The organism is Eubacterium multiforme, from assembly GCF_030813415.1.
GTDB classification, from domain to species: domain Bacteria; phylum Bacillota; class Clostridia; order Clostridiales; family Clostridiaceae; genus Clostridium; species Clostridium multiforme.
Genome location: NZ_JAUSUF010000001.1, coordinates 78,974 through 100,964 on the forward strand (window position 1 = coordinate 78,974; position 21,991 = coordinate 100,964).

Here is a 21,991-nt window from a genome sequence, read left to right on the forward strand (position 1 = left end):
TTTTAATTTATAAAAATTATATTTTTCATATTTAAATCTATAACTAAATAAAATGGCTATGTTTTGAGTTAATTTTAGATGATTTTAATATCTATCTAAAAACAATACTAATTTAAAACATAGCCATTTTTTATAATTATTTTAACTTATATAGTTATAAAATATTTTTATAACTTACTTAACTTCTTTAAGTATTATTCCTTTTTTAAAGCCTCCACGCTCTAACTTTTTTTCTTTTCTTTTATTTAAAAGATCTTCTTCCTTATATCCCAAATTATCAGCAAGGGCAAATAAAACTTCCATTACATCTGCAAGTTCTTCTAAATTTTTATCTTCTAAATATTCATTTACTTCTTCTTTTAATTTTTCCTCTAAATATTCTTCTTTTTCTTTTCCAGTTACAACCTCTATTACGCAAGTTTTATTTGAATCTTCTATTATTTTTGGTATATTATCTCTAACTAATTTATTATATTTTTTCATATGTTAGTCCTCCTCATTAGCATTGTTTATTCCTCTATTTTTGTAATATTCAATTACTCTCATATTAATTGAATCAATAACATTTTCTTTAAATATATCATTACTTAAAAATTCTTCTAATTCTTTTGTTATTGTAAAATCTTTTCCTTCAAAAGAAAAGAATTTACTACCAGATTTTAATAAAAATTTAAGAGGCATTTCTTTAGCCTTTTTAATATAGTCTTTTTTCTCCCATTTTTCTAAAAAGTCTTTATTATTTTTACCTATAATGTCCTGCTTATTAGAAGGTTTACTATAAAATTCTTTCATAGATTTATATATATCATCCTCACTAATTGAAAGTTTCATATTTCCATTATTATAAAAGGCTAAAAGTATTGGCATTTTATAAGTTTTACTCATATTAGTTGATTCTATATAATTAATAAATTCTTCTGCAATTGTACCTTTTAAAGCTTTTTCGTAAATATTTAATTCATCAATAGAATCTAAAAAGGATAAATAGTTTTTAAAAGGACTTTTTTTACCCTTCTTTTTAACTTCTCCATAAATTTCTCCATCCATTAAAGTTATAAATTCTTCTCTGTTTGGAATTTTATTTATATATTCTTTAACTCTATAAAATTCTTCCTTTAATTTTTCTTCAAACTTCATTTCCTTACTTAAAAGTTTCTTGTATAAATCCACAAGTTCAAAATCAAAATCTATATAACAATCCTCTGGATATTCAAAATAATTAGGATTATTAGAAATGCTTCTATCCTTTGGCTTAATTCCTCCAATAAGCTTTGGAATCATATCTGCCTTTTTATAGTTACCTATAAAATCAAGTACATTTACATACTCTTTATTTTTATCTAATCTTAAACCTCTTCCAAGCTGTTGCATAAATACAGTTTGAGATTCTGTAGGTCTTAAAAACATAACCATATCTAAAGATTTTATATCTACACCTTCATTAAACATATCAACTGAAAAAATTATATTTATTTCATTATTTTTTAACCTATTAAGAGCTTCTTCTCTATTTAAAGAATATTCACCCTTTGAATCACTATATACAGCACAGGATTTCACTCCATTTTCACTAAAATATCTTGCCATATATTCAGCATGAGCCTTTGAAGAACAAAATCCTAAAGCTTGCTTTGAGTTAAATTTCCTATAATGTTTAAGTATTAAATTAGCTCTCCTATCAAGCATTAAAGCTTTTTCAAGTTCTAAAACATTGTATTTACCATTTTTAATATTTATATTGTTATAATCTACTGTTTCATCATAAATACCATAATATCTAAAGGGACAAAGATACCCTTTGTTAATAGCCTCTGGAAGCCTTATCTCATAGGCTATGTTGTAATCACATATTGAGAATACATCTCTATTGTCCATTCTCTCTGGAGTTGCTGTTATGCCAAGTAAAAATTTAGGATTAAAATAGTTTATTATGTTTTGATAATTTTTTGTAACTGAATGGTGAAATTCATCTATTACAATATAATCAAAATAATCTTTAGAAAACCAATTTTCATTTAAATATTCTTCCTTACCAAGACTTTGTACAGAAGCAAAAAGAGCATCTGCATCTTTATCCTTTGATTCCCCTCTAAAAAATCCTGTTTTTAAGTTATTTCGTACATTTTTAAAACTTTCTTCAGCTTGATTTAATATTTCCTCTCTGTGAGCTATAAATAATACTCTATTAAATTCTAAAGAATCAAAAGCTGCAAGATAAGTTTTGCCTATACCAGTTGAAGCTACAACAATCCCCTTATCCATTCCATCTTCTCTTAATCTTTTAAGTTCTACTAAAGCTTCAATTTGAGCACCTCTTGGAGAAAATAATGGAATAATAATATTATTATCACAAGAATTATTATCCTCTATATTCCCTGTTTTATATATTTTAGGTTTTTTCCATGATTTAGAATATTTTTTAAGTTCCTGATCATTTAATATTATTGACTCATTTAAAAATAAATTTTCAAACTCTTTGCAAAAATAATTAAAATCTTCTTCGTTTTGAGATTTTTTAAGTCTATAATTCCATTCTAGCCCTGATGTTAAAGCAGATTTTGAAATATTTGATGAACCTATAAATATATCTCCCTTTCCATTTTCATAATGGAATATGTATGCTTTAGGATGAAAAGACCTTTTAGAGTCCTTATAAAATCTCATATCAGCTTTATCTTCTAATATATCCTTCATTAAATATAAAGCAGATGGCTCTGTTATACCAAGATAATTACCTGTAAGTATTCTTATTTTACATCCATTTTCTAAGGCAACCTTTAAATCATTCTTTAGAAGCTTAACTCCTGTTTCTCTTAAAAAAGCAACAATTATATCAACCCTTTTTGCTCTTTTAAAAGAAGCTCTTAATTTATTTATAAGAAAATTACTATCTCCACCTGTTATACAATTAATATTTTCTTCTATTCCCTTTTCTTTTATTTCTGTTATACTAATCTCTTTTTCTATTACTTTATTTTTCATAACTTCTCCTAACCATTATAAAAAACTAATTGCTCTTTTATTCTTCTTATTCCACCTCTTGGATTTTCTATATCTCCCTTATATCTTGGAATAATGTGCATATGAAGATGCATTATAGTTTGTCCACCATAGAAGCCAACATTTACTCCAATATTATATCCATCTGGATTGTATTTTTTATCTAAAATTTCTTTTATATCTTTTGATAAGCTATACATTGCTTTTATTTCTTCTTCTGTGGCATCAAAATAATTTTGAAAGTGTCTTTTTGGTATTATAAGAACATGTCCTTCATTTACTGGAAATTTATCATATATAGCAAAACATAAATTATTTTCTGCTATGTAGTCTTCTTTTTTGTAATTACAAAATAAACAATCCATAATTTTCTCCTTATTTGTTTTTATGTAAGTATTTTAACATATATTAGAATAAAGTATAAATTTAAACATTAAAAAAGGTATTAATTAAGTTTCTTAATTAATACCTTTTTACTATAAATCTTTAATACTTTTAACTCTATCTAAATATTTCTTTCTAATATTTTTATCAGTTATATTATCATTATTTAAAATCTCATTTATTTTATTAACATTCTTCTTATACTTAAAAATTTTATTAATTATCATCTATTTTCGTATAAATTAGAATAACTATTTAAAGCATAATTATCTGTCATACCTGCAATATAATCACATATGGTTCTCATTAAAATGCCTTTTAAATTTTTATTATTATCATTGTGAATCTTTTGCAAATCATTCCTTAACTTACCTATATCTTTAATTTCATATGTATGTTCTCCATCTCTAAAATTATCAAATAATCTTATAATAGTTTTATCGGGTAACTGTTGTGGGTTTGTAAGATATGCCTTAAATAATTCTCTTATTATAAAATTACCCTTTCCATCCATGCACTGAACTTTATGAGAGTGAAGTATTCTATTCCATATAAAATTTTGAAATTCCTCATCTTTTTTCTTTAATTCTTTATTAAAATTCATATCATTTTTTAAAATTTCAATAAATTTATCATTTTGTTTTTTATCGTTAAAATCTTCAATCGAATTTATATTATATAAGTCTTTATATGATTCTAACTTATCCTTTAAATTTTCTATTACTGTCTCTGTTAATGTATCAACAATAAATGAGGTTAACATTATTTTTTGCAAATCTTTGTTGTATTCTTCTTTTATTTTATTTATTTTACCTTTACTATTTTTAGAAAATTCACCATAACTTTCACTAATTTTTTCAATTAATTCCTCAAAACTTATTATATCCATTTCTAGAGCATCCTCAACATCATGATGTCTTTGAGCTATTTCATCTGCAATTGAAACAATTAATCCTTCAATAGTAACTGATTCATTCTCTAATACTTCTTTTCTATAATTATCATAAAAATCTAATTCTAATTTTTCTGTATTATTACAACATTCTTTTTTATTTCTTCTTAATGTACACATTTTCTTTCCATTATAACGGTAATATGACTTACATTCATTATTTTCTAAACTACTATGATTTAATATTCCCCATAATGTGTATTTTGTAAGATTTAAACCTCTATAATTTTTATTTTTGCTTTCTAGCTTTGTAACTACCCTAATACTCTGCCAATTGTGTTTAAAGCCCTTGCCATTTTCCAAACAATCATCAAAATCTCTTAATTTATCACAACCACTCATAATATAATTTAGAGTTCTTTCTCCTATATGTCCAAATGGAGTGTGTCCTATATCATGTCCAAAAGCAATTGCTTCCGTTAAAGATTCATTTAATCCCAAAGATTTTGCTATAGTTCTTGCAATTTGCGAAACCTCCAAAGTATGAGATAATCTATTTCTGATATGATCGTCTTTGCCACTTAAAAAAACCTGCGTCTTTCCACTTAACCTTCTAAATGCTTTTGAATATAATATTCGATCTCTATCTCTATCAAAATCATTTCTAGGTTCTTTATGATCTTCATAATGAATTCTACTAGTATTTTTTTCATTAGCTTTAAATATTGTTTCAATATTATTACACATAAATACCTCCTTAATTTATTATATATTACTTTAAAATTGATATATTTTTATAAAATATAAGTTTAAAATAAATAATATTTAATAATTTTATTCTACTTATTTCCTATTGTATATTATCTAATTCCACATTTTATATATATTATTTATAATTTACCAATTATTAATAATATATATCCTATTTTCACTTAAATTATTTATATTCTAATTAATTATTCACCTTGTATAAATTTCTATTAATACCATAATTCACGCTAAATATTATACAGCAAAAAAATTTAAAAGTTTAATTTTAAAAATCTATTTGCCACCTAAAAAAGGTGCCAATAAAATTATTAGCACCTTTTTACTATGAAGCTTTAATACTCTTAACCCTCTCTAAATGTTCCCTTCTAAGATTCCTATCAGTTATATTAGCATTATTTAAAGCATCATATATCTTATTAACTTCATCTTCACTTAAATTATATTCTGAGTTATACCTAATTAAATACCTTTTTAAATCCTCCCTATGTAAAACTTCAGTAATTGTATTTACCCTTTTAAATTCACAACTATCTGAAAAAACAATTATAGATGTTGGAACTATATCAACTACATCCTTTATTACATTTTCTGTAGCTTTTATGTGCCCATAGTTTTGTCTAATTGGATTAAAAAATCTATTTTTCTCTTTATAAATAGTTTGAGTCCAATATTTTGAGTTTTCATCACCAAATATCCAACCACTATAATTTTTATCTTCTATTACAAATACTCCTTTAGGTCCAACACAAATATGATCTATTTGAGTCGTTCCATTTTTTGCTTCTAAAAGAATATCGTCTAAAACCTTATATCCTTTTAATGAAAGCAAAACTTTTTTTGTTTTCTTTTCTCCTAAATCTCCTTTTATTTTTGTTAAAGATTTTTTTGAAGTTAATACTTTTAAAATTATAATTAACCCAAATAAAATAATTAAATATTTCATAATGAAAACTCCTTTTCAGTCTAATTTTTCAGCTAATAACTTTATGAATTACATTTACTAGTAAACCTTAAAGGAACTAGAAATCTTATTTTTAGCTTTCCCAACTTAATCCAATGCCTTTTTCTAAGGCTTTCTCATATATATACTTAGCAGTAATTAAATCTTGAGTTCCTATTCCAACTGTTTTAAATACAATTATCTCATCATCATTTTCACGTCCAAGAATTTTACCTAAAATATAATCTCCTATTTCACCTGTAAAATCCTCTTTTGTAATAGTTTTATTATTTAAAGGTATTATTATATCTCCTGATTCAGCTAGAACTGCATCCATTGAATCAAAATAAATTTTACTTGCTCTTTTTAAAATTATAGGATCCATTTCCTGCATATTAGGTTGATATGAGCCTACACAACTTATTGTTGCACCCTTTTTTACATTATTCCCATCAAATACTGGTTTTGTTGATGGGGTAACAGTTATTATTAAATCTGCATTTAAAATAGCTTCATCTGAACTTTTTGCAGCAATTATTTTAGTATTTAACTTAGAAAATTTTTTATTCATGTCTGAGACAAATTCTTTTAATTTTTTAGAATTTAAATCAAATATTCTAACTTCATGAAGGTTTCTTGCTGTAAGCATTCCTGCTAATTGAGAAGATGCTTGTCCTCCTGTTCCAATTAAGGCTCCAATTTTACAATCCTTTTTTGCAAATAAATCAAAAGCTGCCCCTGATGCTGCTCCTGTTCTAAGTTTTGTTATATAAGTCCCATCTAACACTGCTTTAACTATTCCATTAGTTCCATCAATTAAAAACACCTGTGCAGGTGCAGTAGGTTTTCCATTTTCAAAATTTTTTGGGAAAATATTAACTATTTTCATTGAAGAATAATCAATATCTTCAACATAAGCTGGCATAAATAAAAATACTCCATTATATTTTGGACATTGAATTTTTGTTCTAAGAGGTACAACTGATTTTCCTTCTGAAAAAATTTTAAATGCATCTTTTACTCCTTCAATGGAATCTCTCATAGTAAAAACCTTTTCAATATCTTTTCTAGATAGTAATAACATAGGACACCTCCAAAATATTTATTAATTTATTTCTATAATTTAACTATAGTATTATAAATTAATAACTTCAAGTTTCTACCTATTAATAGCTTTTTAAACATATTAAAACAAAAAAATTTCTATACAAAGTAAAAAGACTTAGAAAATATATTTCTATATCTTCTAAGTCTAATATTTAAGCCTTAACTTCTATACTTTTTGCTGGGTATAAAGTTGTTCCCCAAATAGAGAATACTCTCTCCTTAACTAAAGGAACATTTCTTTCATCAATTACTGTTCTCCACCATTCCCAAGCAAGACCTGTACACTCTTTAGCTTTAACACTTATATTTCTACAATTACCATCAAGTGGTATCTCAGTGTAAAAATGTGCTGTCCTACTCCAATTGTTTCCATCCCATTCTTTATGTGTTATAATTTCATTTCCTTTTTTATCATAGGAAACTTCATCCCACTTAACTTCAAATCTAGCTACATATCCACCACTATGATCTAAAACTATTTTTCCATTTGAGTATTCTGTTGATGTAGTTTCTATATAATCTGTTTTATTGTTAATTGCAGCTATCTTATTATCCTTTAAAAGTACACTAGTATAAGATATTGGATATCCTGGATTTTTTGCACTCATTTCAGAATTAGCTTTTATAACATTTCTAATTTCATCAAAATTATTAGTTATAATCTTATTATGTTCCTTAGCATCTCCCCCTAAAACAACTGCTGTAAAGGAACTTTCTTTAAGTATATCTTTATATTCTGCATTGCTTTCTACATCTGCATTTTTAATTAATGCTTTAAAGGCAGCTTTTACATTTTTGCTTTTTGATGTAGATTCTAATTTTACAAAAATTGTTCTTCCATAAGCAACATTTGAAACTATAGCAGGTGGGTTATTATTATTTATACCCTTTTCTGTTAATTCTTTAAATGTAACATTTTTGCCAAATAAATCTGATGGTTTATCTGGTAAATCTACACTTGCTGTATAAAATATTTGTTTGTAAGCTAAAACCATAACTGTTTTTTTACCTTTTGATATTGCATTAAAGTCTATTCCAAGTGAACTTCCAACTGTTTTAGAATTAACTTTAAGTGCTGCTAAAAGCTGTGATTCACTATATACCATAGACTCTGAATATTGTGTTCTTGCAGGAAGTGTATTTGTTTTTGAATATTTAGAGTTCCATTTAGATACTAAAGTATCTACAGCTGCTGAAACATTAGAGTATGTAGGATTTTTTACTACTGCTCTATTTTCATATCCCATTCCTGGCAAATCTACACTTACAGTTAAAGGTCTTCTTTTTGCTATTATTATATCTGGTCTATTATCAACTAAATCTCTGTTTGCAAGTTGTATTGCTCCTGGATAAGTTCTATCATTTACAGCATCAATTAAAGAAATATCTGATGTTTTTGATGAAATATTTTTCTTTTCATGATTAACTACTATAAAATTCCCTCCAGATTTTATTCCTTCCTTTTTTACAAAGCTTTCTATTTTCTCCCCATTTGTTGCTAATACTTCATTAGGATTATATTTTAAATTATAAATTCCATTGTTAATATCAGTACTATTAGCTTGTCTTTCATTTATCTTTGATCCAGTTTGATTTACCAATTCATCTCCAAATGCTATTGGCATTGGTCTAATAAAAGAAATACTAATTATAAATATGTAAAGTAATAAGCATTTAAATATTTTTTTCATTTTCAAATCCCCCTTTTAACTTAAATTTTATTAATATTTTCCTTGTATTTTAAAATATTAATAAATTTGTTAATTAATTATACTTGACAAAAGTATGTTAAATCAATCACAAAATTATAACTTTAAAAAAATGTTCACAACTGACTATTAGTCTCATTTATAGAGGCAAAAAAAGAAAGATTCTATAAAAAAAATTTAGATAGAATCTTTCTTTTAAATTATTTATTAAAATCTGATTTTCCTCTTCTTATAAAATTTCCATAACCTTTATTTCCAACAAACTCACCGTCTTTAGCTATTACTTTTCCTCTTAAAATTGTATATACAGGATATCCTTTAACCTTTATTCCTTCATATGCTGAATAATCTACATTTGAATGAAGATTTTTATTACTTAATACTACTTCTTTTTCTTTATCTATAATTACTAAATCTCCATCTGATCCAACTTGTATTGTTCCTTTTTTAGGATATAGTCCAAATATTTTTGCAGGCTTTGTACAACATGCATCAACAAATTTATTTATACTTATTCTATTTTTCATAACTCCTTCTGAGAATATTAAAGGAATTCTTTCCTCTACTCCTGGTGCTCCATTTGGACATTTTGTAAAATCATCTTTTCCAAGTTGTTTGTCCTTATTAAATGCAAATGGACAATGATCTGTTGCTATTGTCTGAATATATCCATCTCTTAATCCTTCCCATAAATTTTCATTATCACTATTTTTTCTAAGTGGAGGACTCATTATATATTTTAATCCTTCATTATTTGGTAATTCATATAAGCTATCTTCTAATACTAAATATTGTGGACATGTTTCTGCATATACCTTTTGTCCTCTTTCTCTTGCAAGTTTTATATAATCTAATCCTAAACTTGATGATAAATGTACAACATAAAGAGGTCCTTCTCCTGCAATTTTTGCAATATTTATCATTCTATTTACTGCTTCTCCTTCACTTTCTACAGGTCTACTTAATGGATGATATTTTGGTGACTTTAAATTTTCTTCAACAAATTTTTCTCTTAAATATTTTATACTTCCATGATTTTCACAATGTACAGTCATAACACCATTTAATTCTTTTAACCTTTTTAATACTTTTAAGGCTCCTTCATCATCAATCATATAGTCATAAGTTAAATAAATTTTAAAACTTGGTATTCCTTCTTCATTAACTATACTTTCCATTTCCTTTAAAATATCATCATTTATATGTTGAATTACTCCATGAAAGCTGTAGTCGATTACAGAAGTGTTATCTGCATATCCATGATAAACATCAACTTGATGTTTTAAATTACATCCTTTAGGTCCAAATCCCATATGATCTACTATTGTAGTTGTTCCACCACATGCTGCTGCAACTGTACCTGTGTAAAAATCATCATTTGAAACTGCAATTCCAACATCTAAATTAAAATGTGTATGTACATCTACCCCTCCAGGAATTACATATTTTCCTTTTGCATCTATTATTTCATCTGCTTCCTTATTTAAATTAATTCCTATTTCTTTTATAATTCCCTTTTCAATATAAATATCTCCTTTATATGTATCACTTGCTGTTACTATAATTCCATTTTTAACTAATAAAGACATAATTAACATCCTCCTTTTATTATTTATTTTATCACAAATTTAACTATTTTTAGAATTAGTTCCTCTATTTTATAATTTAAAATTAAATAAATTTTAAATGCAATTATCTTTTAATAACTAAAATTAATACAAAATAAAAGCTATTACAATAAAATATATTACAATAGCTTTTTAAATTTATATATTATTTTAGAAGTTCTAAAAAGTCTTCTTCTTTAACTATATTCACATTAAGATCCTTAGCTTTAGAAATTTTGCTACTTCCTGGATTTTCACCTATAACTACCATGTAAGTTTTTCCGCTAACACTTTGAGTAACTGCTCCACCATACATTATTGCTAATTCTTGAAGCTCTATTCTATCCTTTTTTGTATCTCCAGTAAAAACTATCTTTTTACCATCAAATATATTTTTAATTATATTTTCTTTTGCTTTTTCTAATCTTCTTTTTTCTTCTTCCCTATCAGCCTTACTCTTTCTTGCAAATTTTGCTGGTGCCTTTTCCTTTATTTCTTTTGTATCATTACTCTTATATGAACCGTAATTACTACTTCTTTCTATAGTACTCCATTTTTCTGGCTTTAATTTCTTTAAAAGTTCTAATAAATCTAATACATCTTGTATAGCATTATGGTCTTGTCCATCTTTTATTCCATAATAGGATAGTAAATTAACAAGTTTATAGCTCTCTAATTTAACCATAGCTTTTATTGTATTTAAGCTACAATAAAACTTTTGGTCTTTATCTACAAAACCCCAATGTAATAAAAATTTCCTATCAAACCTTGCATTATGAGCTACTAATGGGCACTTATATTTTTTTACTAATTTTTTAAACTTTTCTTTATACTCTTCATTTTCTTCTATTGCCTCTAAGCCATTTCCATAACCTTTTTTATACTCTTCTTCATCAATTACTTTTGCTAAATGAAGAGTTTCTATAACTCTATAATCCTCAACTACAACTGCTGCTATTTCTCTTATTCCATCTTCTTTTTTAAAACTCATTGGAGTTTCTATATCAACAATTATAAATCTTTCCTTTTTTTGCATGTCTATAAAATATTCTGGATGTATACTATGAAATTCTCCATTTATATTTAAAATTATTTCATTATCATCTACAAAACCTACAACATCACATAATGTAGCATCTTCTGTATAAACACCTTTATAATATAATTCTTTAACTTCCTTTGATTTTGAAGATATTATTTTTAATTCTTTTAATTTTTCTAACTTTTCTTCTTCTGATTTAAATTCTATCCATTCTCTTTTAGGATTTATCATTTTGTTCCTCCAAAACTAATTTTTTATATATTATTATACCATATATATAATTTTATTTTTAATTTCTATCAATTGAAAATCTTTTTCAATTATTTTTCTAAATTTATAGATTTTTTATAATATATATATTATGATATATGTAAAATAAGAATTTAACGAGGTATAGACTTATGAAAATTTTTGCAATTACTTATTATTTAAAGGAAGAAACTCATTCTTGTGACTGTAATGATGAAAATCATCACCATCATCATGATATTCGTGATGACTATGAAATCACAGGACATATAAAGGAATTAGGAACATGGGCTCACTTTATGCCTACTAGTTTCTTACTTAAATCAGATTTATCTGCAAATGAAATTTTAGATAAACTTAAAAATTATTTAGAAAAGGTTGATTTACTTTTTGTTACAGAAGTTAATGAAAACTCTGTTGCATCTTTAACACCAGCTGTAATAGAATGGATTAAGAAATAAACTATGTAATTCTCTTTTAAAGTAAATTTTCTAGGTATATAATTAAATTGTATAACTAAAGAAAATTTGTTAATGGAGGGAATGTAATGGATTATAAAAAAGTAAACAAAGACTGGATTTTAAAAATTAATAAAGGAGAACAAATAGCAAGTTCTATAAAAAATTTCTGCAAAGAAAATAATATAAAACTTGCTTCAATCTCTGGAATAGGTGCTGCAACAGATATAAAAATAGGTTACTTTAACCTAAATACAAAGGTTTACAACGAAAAAGTATTTGATGATAAATATGAAGTAACAAGTCTTTTAGGAAATATAACTACAAAAGATGGTGAACCTTATCTTCATCTTCATATAACTTTTTCAGATGAAAATTGTACAACTTATGGTGGACACTTTGTAGAAGGTACTATAAGTGGAACTTCTGAAATTTTCTTAACTGTATTTGATGGTGAAGTTTCAAGATATGTAGACGATGAAACTGGAATAAATGTAATGGATTTAAAATAATATAAATAAAAAGGCAAAATGATAAACCACTTATCATTTTGCCTTTTTATAAATATATTAAAAATTTTATTTTCTTACTAAATTTCTTTCAATGGTAGAAGCTAATCTATCAGCTTTTTCTAGTTTGCATATTATTCTATATATAGTAATAAAAATCAATTTATCCTCTTCCTCTAATATAGAATTAAATTGAGGTTTCATATTATTTTTAAATTTTACTAAAGAAGCTAAATCTATAGATACAGATTCATTATTTATGTTAAATGAACTAATTATTATATTTTTTATTTTCAAAAATATATCACTTTCTCCATTGCTTTCAAAAATAATAAAAAACAAGAAATATATATCGTTATTTAAAAATCTCTCATTATAAATAAAATCATTAACATCTTTTAATTTGCAAGTACTATTATTTACTACTATTTTGCTTTCAAATAATTTTGATAATAGTAACTGTCTATTTATATAATCTATAAAATATAAATTTATTTTTTCCTTAAGTCCTTTGTAAAACATATTAAAACTAATATTATAATATTCTTTACTTAAATTAATTATTGAATCTTTTAAACTATAAGGGAATATATATATTGTTCCTAAATATCCTATAACAATTCCAGCTCCCATAAATATAAATCTATAAAATCCACCACTAATTGGAGCTCCTGTTATCATAGAAAATACACCTATTCCAACAGTAGTTGTACACACGCTCTTTAAAGTATAGTTAACTCCTAAAGCATAAATATAATATAAAAGAGCAAATATAGCTATCTTTAAATAAGCATCTTTAATAAAAATATCTATTAAACTAAATAATATTATACCAACTACAGTTCCTTTAAATCTTTTACCAAATCTTTTTTTAGTATCCTCCATATAAGGTTGTACTACAGTAAATATAGTAAAAGTTATCCACTTTCCTTCTGGAATGTTAAGTGCTTCAACTAAAAAATATGAAAGGGCTAAAAGGAATGATAGCCTAAAAGCATATGTAAATTTTATTGATTTTTTAAAATTATATTTAAGTAAATTTTTAATTTTAAATTTATTAAAAGAACTAAACATAGTTTTTAACTTATGTTCCTTTTTATTAGTATATTTCATTAAATTAGTAAGAGAAAATTTAAGCATATCTAAATTTTGTATAATATCATAAAAGGAATACTCATCCTTTAAATACTTACTATATTTACTTGAAAACTTTTCAATTTCACTAATTAAATCTAATGTAGGATTATCCTCTTTTATATATGTTTTCATCTTATTGATTAAATCTGATAAATCTTTTAAAAATTCCATTACACATTTATCTTTAGAATTAATTTTTATTTCTTTAATTGAAAATTCAAGACGTTCCAAACATACCATTAAATTTAAAAGTATACTATCTTTATCATCAATATAGAAAAAAGAAGTTCTTCTGTTATATATAGTTGATGTTATATTCTCTAAACAATCCTGTGATTTAAATTTTTTATTATCATTTACTTTTCCACCCTTTAGTATTTCTATTTTATTTAAAATATTATCTAAAAGCTTAGAAAAATTACTTTGTAGTTTTGCCTTTGATTTATTCTTATTTAAAATAAGTTGACTAAATATCATAAATAAAGATCCAGCACCTAGTGCTAGTAATCTTTTTGGCATATCATAATAAGGTACTGGCTTAACTAAAAGATATAAATATCCTAAAACAAAGGGTATCCAAATTGATATATTTAAATCTGATACAAAATTATATGTTAAAAAAAATAAGGCAAAAAAATTTATAAAAAAGCCTACATATATATTAAGTGAACCTAAAAAGGAAAATATACCTATATATAAAAATGCAAATAAAAATACTACAGTATTTTTAACTGGGTTTGCTGTTAAATCCTTATTTAATAATGTTAATGATCCCTTAACTACAGTAACACCAACAAAGGCATTAATAGTTCCAAGAAGATACCAGTAAGAAAAAAATACTAAAAGTCCAATTATATATATTACAGTCCTTAAAAAAATTTCGTTTTTTAAAATCTTTTCCATAGCTTACCACTCCAAAACTTATATCTATGTACTTTTAAAGCATATCATTTCATAAAAAACTGTCAAGATAAGTTTTATGCTTACTAGAAAATTAGACATTATAGAATTATTATTTAAACATTTAATAGCTAAATAAGTATAAGTTTCATCTTGCATCTTAATTAAATAATTATTAAGTAATATACATTATCCATTAATTCTGTTATAATAAAATTGATCATAAAAATAAAACCTAAATTAAAGAAAGCAGTTCAAAAAATATTGTACTGCTTTCTTTATATTTTAAGTTTTATTTATTAAATCCCTTTAAAAGATCTGCAAATGGATTATTTATATCTTCATTTGCTTCCTTTTTCATCTTTTGCATTATTTTATTTACTTCTCTTTTATTTACTTTATCATTTTTACTAAATCTTTTCTTAAATTGAGATTCCTTTTCTCTAAAGTTACAATTAGTGTTTGGACAAACATATATTTTACCCTCTCCACTACCTCTAAGTTCTAATCTCTTTTTACATTCAGGACATCTTGCATTTGTAACTCTTGATAGATTTTCTCTATGACCACATTCTCTATCTTGGCATACATACATAGTTCCATTTTTCCCTTTAACTTCAAGCATATACTTTCCACACTCTGGACATTTCTTTCCTGTTAAATTATCATGGTGGAACTTAACACGTTCTTCCTTTACAGCTTCCACTAATGCAGTTGAATAATTTTTCATATTTTTTATAAAATTATTTGGATCTTCTTTTCCCTTTGAAATTCTTTCAAGTTCCCCTTCCCATTTTGCAGTAAGAAGTGGTGATTTAAGCTCATTTGGAACTAACTCTATAAGTTGTTTTCCCTTTGATGTTGGGAAAATCTCTTTTCCTTTCTTTTCAATAACAAAGGAATTAAATAATTTTTCTATTATATCTGCTCTAGTTGCAACTGTTCCAAGTCCACCTGTTTCGCCTAAAGTTTTAGCTGAATTTTTATCTATATTTACATACTTTTGAGGATTTTCCATTGCAGATAAAAGTGTTCCTTCATTAAATCTTGAAGGTGCCTTTGTTTCTCCTCTTTTAAGATTTACTTCTTTTATTTTAAAGGTATCTCCTTTGTTAAATTTAGGAAGATTTTGCTCTTTAATATCTGAATCATCATCCTCTTCATCTCTATCAAACACTCTCTTCCAACCTTTAGCTTTAACGACTTTTCCTTTAGCTATAAGTCTCTCCCCATTTACATCTCCCTCTAGTGTAGTTTGAATATATTCAAATGGAGGCATTAAAACTGATAAAAATCTTTTTACTACTAAATCATAAACATGTCTTTCTTCTAAGCTAAGATTTGCTAAGTTACCTCTCTCTTCTGTTGGAATTATAGCATGGTGGTCTGAAACCTTTGTATCATCTACAAAGCTTTTATTCCCATTTATTTTTCCTTTAAGTAATTCTGTTGCAATGGCTCTATATTCTCCTATTGCTATTCCTTTAAGTCTTTCAGGAATTGTAGCTACAATATCCTTTGAAATATATCTTGAATCTGTTCTTGGATATGTTAAAAGCTTATGATTTTCATAAAGTCTTTGCATTATATTTAAAGTTTGCTTTGCAGAATATCCCCATATTTTGTTACAGTCTCTTTGAAGTTCTGTTAAATCATAAAGTTTTGGAGAAAAAGTCTTTTTATTGCTTTCTGTAATACTTACAATTTTTCCTTCAGAATTTCTAATTTTTCCTTCTACCTTTTCTGCAAATTCCTTATTAAATATTCTTGAATTATTATCCTTATTTACCCAAGTAAATTTACACTTATCACTTTTTACATCTATTGTGTAATATTCCTTTGGTTTAAAATTTTTAATTTCTTCTTCTCTATTAACTATCATAGCAAGAGTTGGTGATTGTACTCTACCTGCTGAAAGTTGTGCATTATGCTTACAAGTTAATGCCCTTGTTACATTAAGTCCAACAATCCAGTCTGCCTCTGCTCTACACTGTGCTGCATGATAAAGATTATCATAAGCTCTTCCATCCTTTAAATTTTTAAATCCATCTCTTATTGCCTTATCTGTTTGAGATGATATCCAAAGTCTCTTAATTGGCTTTTTAACATGTGCTTTATCTATAATCCATCTTGCAACAAGCTCTCCTTCTCTTCCTGCATCTGTTGCAATAATTATTTCATTTACATCTTTTCTATACATTTGATCTTTTACAATCTTATATTGTTTAAAACTTCCTTTAATAACTGTAAGTTTCATATTTTTAGGTAACATTGGAAGAGTTTCCATGCTCCATTTCTTCCATTCTGGATTATATCCTTCTGGTGCATCTAATGTTACTAAATGTCCTAGTGCCCAAGTTACTATATATTTATCACCTTCTAAAAATCCATTTCCCTTTTTATTACACTTTAAAACTCTTGCAAGTTCTCTTCCTACTGAAGGTTTTTCTGCTAAAACTAATGATTTCATAAATCTTTATTTCCTTCCTCTTCTTTAACTTATTTCTTTTATTATACTACACTAATACTTAAAGTTTATAAACATTTAAAAAGAGTTAATGAGATATAGTATTCTCTTAACTCCTTTAACTTTTATTATCTTCTTTTTTATTGTGGCTATCACCAATATGTTTTCCTATATATTTTTTTAAATATTTTTTATATATTTTTGTTTTCTTTAACCAATTGTTAAACCTAGTAGATCCTTTAGCAAAAAAAACTCCTGCAATAACTAAAAATATTGCACCTGGCATTATTGGAAGCATTCCACCTAATAATGCTAAAATTAAACATACAATACCTAAAATCACAAAAACAATTTTCTTTATTTGCTTCATCTTTAAGTCACCTTACTTTATTTTCACCTTTAATTATATATATCATATACTAATAAAAAAAATATATAATCTAGCTTATATATAAGTTTACCTCAAAAAAGGCATTAATTATACAGTTTATAATATAATTAACACCTTTTTCAAAATAGAATATATTTAAAACCACTTAACTAAAATTTGGTTTTAAAATAATATAAAAATTTAACCTATTTGAATATATGTCTTATAAATTCATTAGGCTTATAAATTATAAGTCTCCATCCTGAAAACTTCATAACTTCCTTTATTTTTAATTTCATATCTTTTTTATAACAATGAATAGGACATTTGCTACAGGAACTTTTTTCATTTCCAAATTTACAAAGAGTAAGTCTTTTTTGAGCATATTCTAAAAGTTCTTTACAATCATCACATAATTCTCCAGATTTTCTTCCATGCTTTTTATGACAATAAATTTCTATCATAAGTTTAACTATCTCTTTTTCTTTTTCTATCCTATTTTTCTTTTTCATTTACATTACATCCTTTGATAATTCTTCTTTTTTTACAGTTTTAATCCTAAATATAAAATACCATAGTTTTACTACTATAACTAGTAAAATTGACACTCTCATAATTGTAGAATCTATTAATATAACTGGAATCATCATCATAGTATCTGCAAATACTAATATAACTATCTTTTGTTTTAAGGTCATCTCTCTATTTTTAACAAAGCCATCTAAATGCTTCTTATACAGTTTTGTTCCTTTAAACCATCTGTCAAACTTATCTGATCCTTTAACAAAACAAAAGGATGCCAATAAAAGAAAAGGGGTAGTTGGAAGAACTGGAATGACTACTCCTATAGCTCCTAGCGCTAGTGCAATAAAACCTATAATAATATAAAAACATTTTTTTATCTTATTCATAAATCAAAACACCCCTTATTTTATTCTTTAACTAAATTTTTATTTTGAAGCCTATATACTTTTTCACATATTGAAGAAGTTGATTTTCTATGAGTTATTAAAATTATAGTTTTATCTTTTCTATTTTCATTAATAGATTTTAATATTTCTCCTTCATTTAATGTATCTAAATTACTTGTTGGTTCATCTAGTATTAAAACTTCACCCTTACTTAAAAAGGCTCTTGCAAGTCCAATTCTTTGTTTTTCTCCTGAAGATAAGTTTCCACCAAGTTCTAAAACCTTCGTTTTATATCCCTTTGGAAGACTTTCAATAAAATCATCTATTGCTGCTTTTTTTGCAGCTTCTTTAACTTCCTCATAAGTTGCATCTAACTTACTTATTTTAATATTATCTTCAATTGTTTCATTAAAAAGATAAGTTTCCTGACTCATTAATACTTGATGCTCTCTTAAAGCTTTTGTTTCTAACGTTTTTAAGTTTTCTCCTCCAAATCTTATACTTCCTGAATTTACATCCCAAAATCTCATAAGTAATTTAACAAAGGTACTTTTACCACTTCCACTTTCTCCAACTATAGAAATACTATCTCCTCTTTTAATTTCTATATTTAAATCCTTTAATATTTCTTCTCTTCCCTTATATCCAAAAGTAACATTTTCATAAGATATATCAGTATTATTTAAAGCTCTATCTCCATCATTTTCATAAACTTCTGGCTTTTCATCTAAAAGATTAAATATTCTTTCTGCTGAAGCAAAGGTTTGTAATAAATTATTGGATAAATTACTTAAAGCAACTACAGGTCCAAAGGATGAGGATAAAATAACAATAGCTAATATCATCTTTCCAAAATCTATACTTCCATTTAAGTAAAGATAAATACCTAATAATAAAAATCCAATCATTCCTATCATTATAGTAAAATCAGTTGTTGCCCTTATAACTCCCTCATGAAATTTTATTTTCTTTTGTTTTTCATTTAACTCCATTGAATATTTATGTATATTTTCTTTTCTTTTTTCTCCATTTTTAAATACTAAAACTTCCTTAAGACCTCTTAAAGAATCAAGAAGATAGGAGTTTGTTTTTCCAAATTTATTTCTATATTCCATTCCTGCTTTTTTACCAATTCTTGAAGTGAAATAAGGAATACAAAAACCAATTATAATATATAAAATTAATGATACTAACCCATAATAAGGATTAATATTATAAAGAATCATAGCTATTATTGTATTTGTAATTATAGCTATAGAAATTGGTGCAATAGTATGAGCATAAAAAACTTCTAAAAGTTCAATATCTGAAGTTATTAATGATACTAAATTTCCCTTTTCTTTATTTTCAAGTTTAGCAGGTGCAAGTCTTCTAAGGGCAGTAAATACTTTATCCCTTAAAATAACTAATATTTTAAAGGCAATATAATGTCCTGAAAGCTGCTCTCCATATCTTAAAGGCCCTCTTAAAAGAGCACAAACTATCATTATTATAATAGATACCATAAAAGATATTTTAAATCCGCTATTAATTACAGACAATATAGCAACTGCTCCAAAGGAAGTAATTGCAATTGATGATAAAAATCCTAAAACTCCCATAGTTACAGTAATTATCATAACTGGTATTAATGGTTTTAATTCTAAAATTAATCTTTTCATAATATAAAATCCAGATTTTCTCTCCATTATATCACCTCTCTTCTTTTTAATAATTCCTGTTCTTTTATCATCTTATAATATTTATCCTTTTTATTTATAAGCTCTTTATGATTTCCCTTTTCTAAAACTTCTCCCTCTTCTAAAAGATAAATAATATCAGCATTTTTAACATTAGCTAATCTATGAGATATTACAATTACAGTTTTTTCTTTAGCTAATTTATTTATTGCATTCCAAATTATTTCTTCTGATTCAACATCTACATTTGATGTTGCCTCATCAAATATATAAATTTCTCTATTTGCAAGAACTGCCCTTGCAAGAGCTAATCTTTGTTTTTGTCCTCCTGAAAGTAGTGATCCCCCTTCACCAACTTTAGTATTAATTCCGTCCTTTAACCCCTGTACAAATCCTTTTAAATTTGATATTTCTAAAGCATATTGAATTTCATTATCACTTAAATCTTCTTTTGCAACCTTTAAATTATCTAATATACTTCCATTAAAAATATAACTATTAGTACTTATAAGAATTATCTTTTCATATATGTCATCAAAAGCTATATTATTTATATCTACATTATTAAAAAGAATTTTCCCTTTATTTACTTCATATGTATTTAATAAAAGGCTTGCAATAGTACTTTTTCCGCTTCCACTCTTTCCGACTATAGCAGTAAATCCTTTATTTTTAATATTTAATGAAACATTTTTTAAAATATCCCTTTCTCCATTATAGGAAAATGTTACATTATCTATTTCTATATTAATATTATCTAAATTCTTAGAATCATCATTAATATTTTTTATTCTTTCTTCACTATCTAAAAGTTTAAAAATTCTATCTGATGCAGCTACCCCATTCATAGCTACATGGAAAAATGAACCTAATAATCTAAGTGGTATAAAGAATTCAGAAGATAGTAATATTATAACTATAGTTTGTCCTAAATTTATTTCCCCATTTTTAAAGGCATAAAGAGCTACTATAGATCCAAAAGCTGCTCCTCCAAAGGCAATAAGGTCCATAACAGTAATTGAATTTAACTGCATACTAAGAACTTTCATTGTTATTTTTCTAAAGCCTTCTGCTTCTTCATTCATTTTTTTATGTCTTTCTTCATCAATATTAAAAACCTTTAAAGTTGTTAATCCTTGAAGATTATCTAAAAATGTTTCTCCAAGATTTGAATAATTATTCCAATAATTTTTTAGAAGTTTTTTTGCAAATTTCATTATTGCAATAATTGATAATGGAATTAAAGGCACACATAATATAAAAATAATAGCAGCCTTTAAGGAAATAAATGAAATTACAAAAAATAAAGTTATTGGAGCTAATAGTGAATAAAATAACTGTGACAGATATTTTCCAAAATATATTTCCAAGGCCTCCACACCTTCTATTGCACTTTGAACAATTGAGGAAGTTGAAAGCTCTTTGTTGTAATCTAATCCAAGTTTTAATAACTTTTCATATATTTTATCTCTAAGCTTCACCTTTACAACTTCTGAAGATTTATTAGAAAAATATCCATAAAGTATATTAGAAGAAAACCTTACTATTAATAAAATAATAAATATTCCTAAATATAAGCTTATTTCTTTTCCCAAAAATTCTTTAAAACTTAATCCTTCTAATGAATTAAAATTATAAAACACAATATTTATTATTTTACCTATTAAAAGTATCATAACTAAATTGCATATTGTAGTAATCCAACTTGACAGCACAGTAAGTCCTATGTACTTTTTCGATTCACTACATAAATTTATTAGTCTTTTATTTATCATCATAATAACTTACTCCTTTCTAACAATTACTACAATAATATACCATATACGATAATGATTATCAATATTATATACATATTCCTA

18 protein-coding genes are annotated in these 21,991 nt (G+C 25.3%); 2 read left to right on the forward strand and 16 right to left on the reverse strand.

The window, feature by feature from the left end; genetic code table 11:
- Window positions 1-174: 174 nt before the first annotated feature.
- From J2S18_RS00435 to J2S18_RS00475, 9 genes are all read right to left on the reverse strand, one after another.
- A complete protein-coding gene (locus tag J2S18_RS00435) occupies window positions 175-483 on the reverse strand; it encodes a nucleoside triphosphate pyrophosphohydrolase (RefSeq protein ID WP_307481789.1) in 309 nt (102 codons plus the stop codon).
- A 3-nt stretch (window positions 484-486) separates the two neighbouring features.
- Window positions 487-2,982: a DEAD/DEAH box helicase family protein gene (locus J2S18_RS00440; protein ID WP_307481792.1), complete on the reverse strand. Its 2,496-nt coding sequence runs from the start codon at window positions 2,980-2,982 to the stop codon at window positions 487-489.
- A gap of 8 nt (window positions 2,983-2,990) precedes the next feature.
- A complete protein-coding gene (locus J2S18_RS00445) occupies window positions 2,991-3,389 on the reverse strand; it encodes an HIT family protein (RefSeq protein ID WP_307483499.1) in 399 nt (132 codons plus the stop codon).
- 218 nt (window positions 3,390-3,607) lie between these two features.
- Complete coding sequence (locus J2S18_RS00450) at window positions 3,608-5,023, reverse strand: deoxyguanosinetriphosphate triphosphohydrolase family protein (RefSeq protein WP_370873728.1); 1,416 nt, start codon at window positions 5,021-5,023, stop codon at window positions 3,608-3,610.
- Window positions 5,024-5,369: 346 nt separating this feature from the next.
- Complete coding sequence (locus tag J2S18_RS00455; protein ID WP_307481795.1) at window positions 5,370-5,990, reverse strand: nuclease-related domain-containing protein; 621 nt, start codon at window positions 5,988-5,990, stop codon at window positions 5,370-5,372.
- A gap of 91 nt (window positions 5,991-6,081) precedes the next feature.
- Window positions 6,082-7,071 (reverse strand): ornithine cyclodeaminase family protein, encoded by a 990-nt coding sequence (locus J2S18_RS00460; RefSeq protein ID WP_307481798.1) that lies wholly within the window; start codon window positions 7,069-7,071, stop codon window positions 6,082-6,084.
- 175 nt (window positions 7,072-7,246) lie between these two features.
- Entirely contained in the window at window positions 7,247-8,785 is a 1,539-nt protein-coding gene (locus J2S18_RS00465; RefSeq protein ID WP_307481800.1) for a thiol-activated cytolysin family protein, read from the reverse strand.
- Window positions 8,786-9,003: 218 nt separating this feature from the next.
- A complete protein-coding gene (gene hydA / locus J2S18_RS00470; RefSeq protein WP_307481802.1) occupies window positions 9,004-10,392 on the reverse strand; it encodes a dihydropyrimidinase in 1,389 nt (462 codons plus the stop codon).
- A gap of 184 nt (window positions 10,393-10,576) precedes the next feature.
- Window positions 10,577-11,683 (reverse strand): 3'-5' exonuclease, encoded by a 1,107-nt coding sequence (locus J2S18_RS00475; RefSeq protein ID WP_307481805.1) that lies wholly within the window; start codon window positions 11,681-11,683, stop codon window positions 10,577-10,579.
- 170 nt (window positions 11,684-11,853) lie between these two features.
- Here J2S18_RS00475 and J2S18_RS00480 point away from each other — a divergent pair, with 170 nt between their 5' ends.
- Both J2S18_RS00480 and J2S18_RS00485 read left to right on the forward strand, forming a co-directional pair.
- On the forward strand, window positions 11,854-12,162 hold the full coding sequence (locus tag J2S18_RS00480) for a hypothetical protein (RefSeq protein WP_307481807.1): 309 nt from the start codon (window positions 11,854-11,856) through the stop codon (window positions 12,160-12,162).
- A gap of 86 nt (window positions 12,163-12,248) precedes the next feature.
- Complete coding sequence (locus J2S18_RS00485; RefSeq protein ID WP_307481809.1) at window positions 12,249-12,671, forward strand: PPC domain-containing DNA-binding protein; 423 nt, start codon at window positions 12,249-12,251, stop codon at window positions 12,669-12,671.
- A 66-nt stretch (window positions 12,672-12,737) separates the two neighbouring features.
- Here the strand turns inward: J2S18_RS00485 and J2S18_RS00490 are convergent, their stop codons facing one another.
- The 7 genes from J2S18_RS00490 to J2S18_RS00520 form a co-directional block, all read right to left on the reverse strand.
- The gene (locus J2S18_RS00490) at window positions 12,738-14,708 is read right to left on the reverse strand and encodes an FUSC family protein (RefSeq protein WP_307481812.1); all 1,971 of its coding nucleotides are present in this window, start codon (window positions 14,706-14,708) and stop codon (window positions 12,738-12,740) included.
- A 289-nt stretch (window positions 14,709-14,997) separates the two neighbouring features.
- Window positions 14,998-17,175, reverse strand: coding sequence for a DNA topoisomerase III (locus J2S18_RS00495; RefSeq protein ID WP_307481814.1), 2,178 nt, complete (start codon window positions 17,173-17,175; stop codon window positions 14,998-15,000).
- Between the two features lie 115 nt (window positions 17,176-17,290).
- Entirely contained in the window at window positions 17,291-17,542 is a 252-nt protein-coding gene (locus J2S18_RS00500) for a DUF454 family protein (RefSeq protein WP_307481817.1), read from the reverse strand.
- Between the two features lie 206 nt (window positions 17,543-17,748).
- Window positions 17,749-18,054 carry a nitrous oxide-stimulated promoter family protein gene (locus J2S18_RS00505; RefSeq protein WP_209795403.1) on the reverse strand — a complete coding sequence of 102 codons (306 nt, stop codon included), beginning with the start codon at window positions 18,052-18,054 and terminating at the stop codon, window positions 17,749-17,751.
- Window positions 18,055-18,453 (reverse strand): YbaN family protein, encoded by a 399-nt coding sequence (locus J2S18_RS00510; protein ID WP_307481820.1) that lies wholly within the window; start codon window positions 18,451-18,453, stop codon window positions 18,055-18,057.
- 20 nt (window positions 18,454-18,473) lie between these two features.
- Window positions 18,474-20,141 (reverse strand): ABC transporter ATP-binding protein, encoded by a 1,668-nt coding sequence (locus tag J2S18_RS00515; protein ID WP_307481821.1) that lies wholly within the window; start codon window positions 20,139-20,141, stop codon window positions 18,474-18,476.
- The gene (locus J2S18_RS00520; RefSeq protein WP_307481824.1) at window positions 20,141-21,910 is read right to left on the reverse strand and encodes an ABC transporter ATP-binding protein/permease; all 1,770 of its coding nucleotides are present in this window, start codon (window positions 21,908-21,910) and stop codon (window positions 20,141-20,143) included. The genes J2S18_RS00515 and J2S18_RS00520 overlap by 1 nt, the downstream gene beginning before the upstream one ends.
- Window positions 21,911-21,991 lie beyond the last annotated feature (81 nt).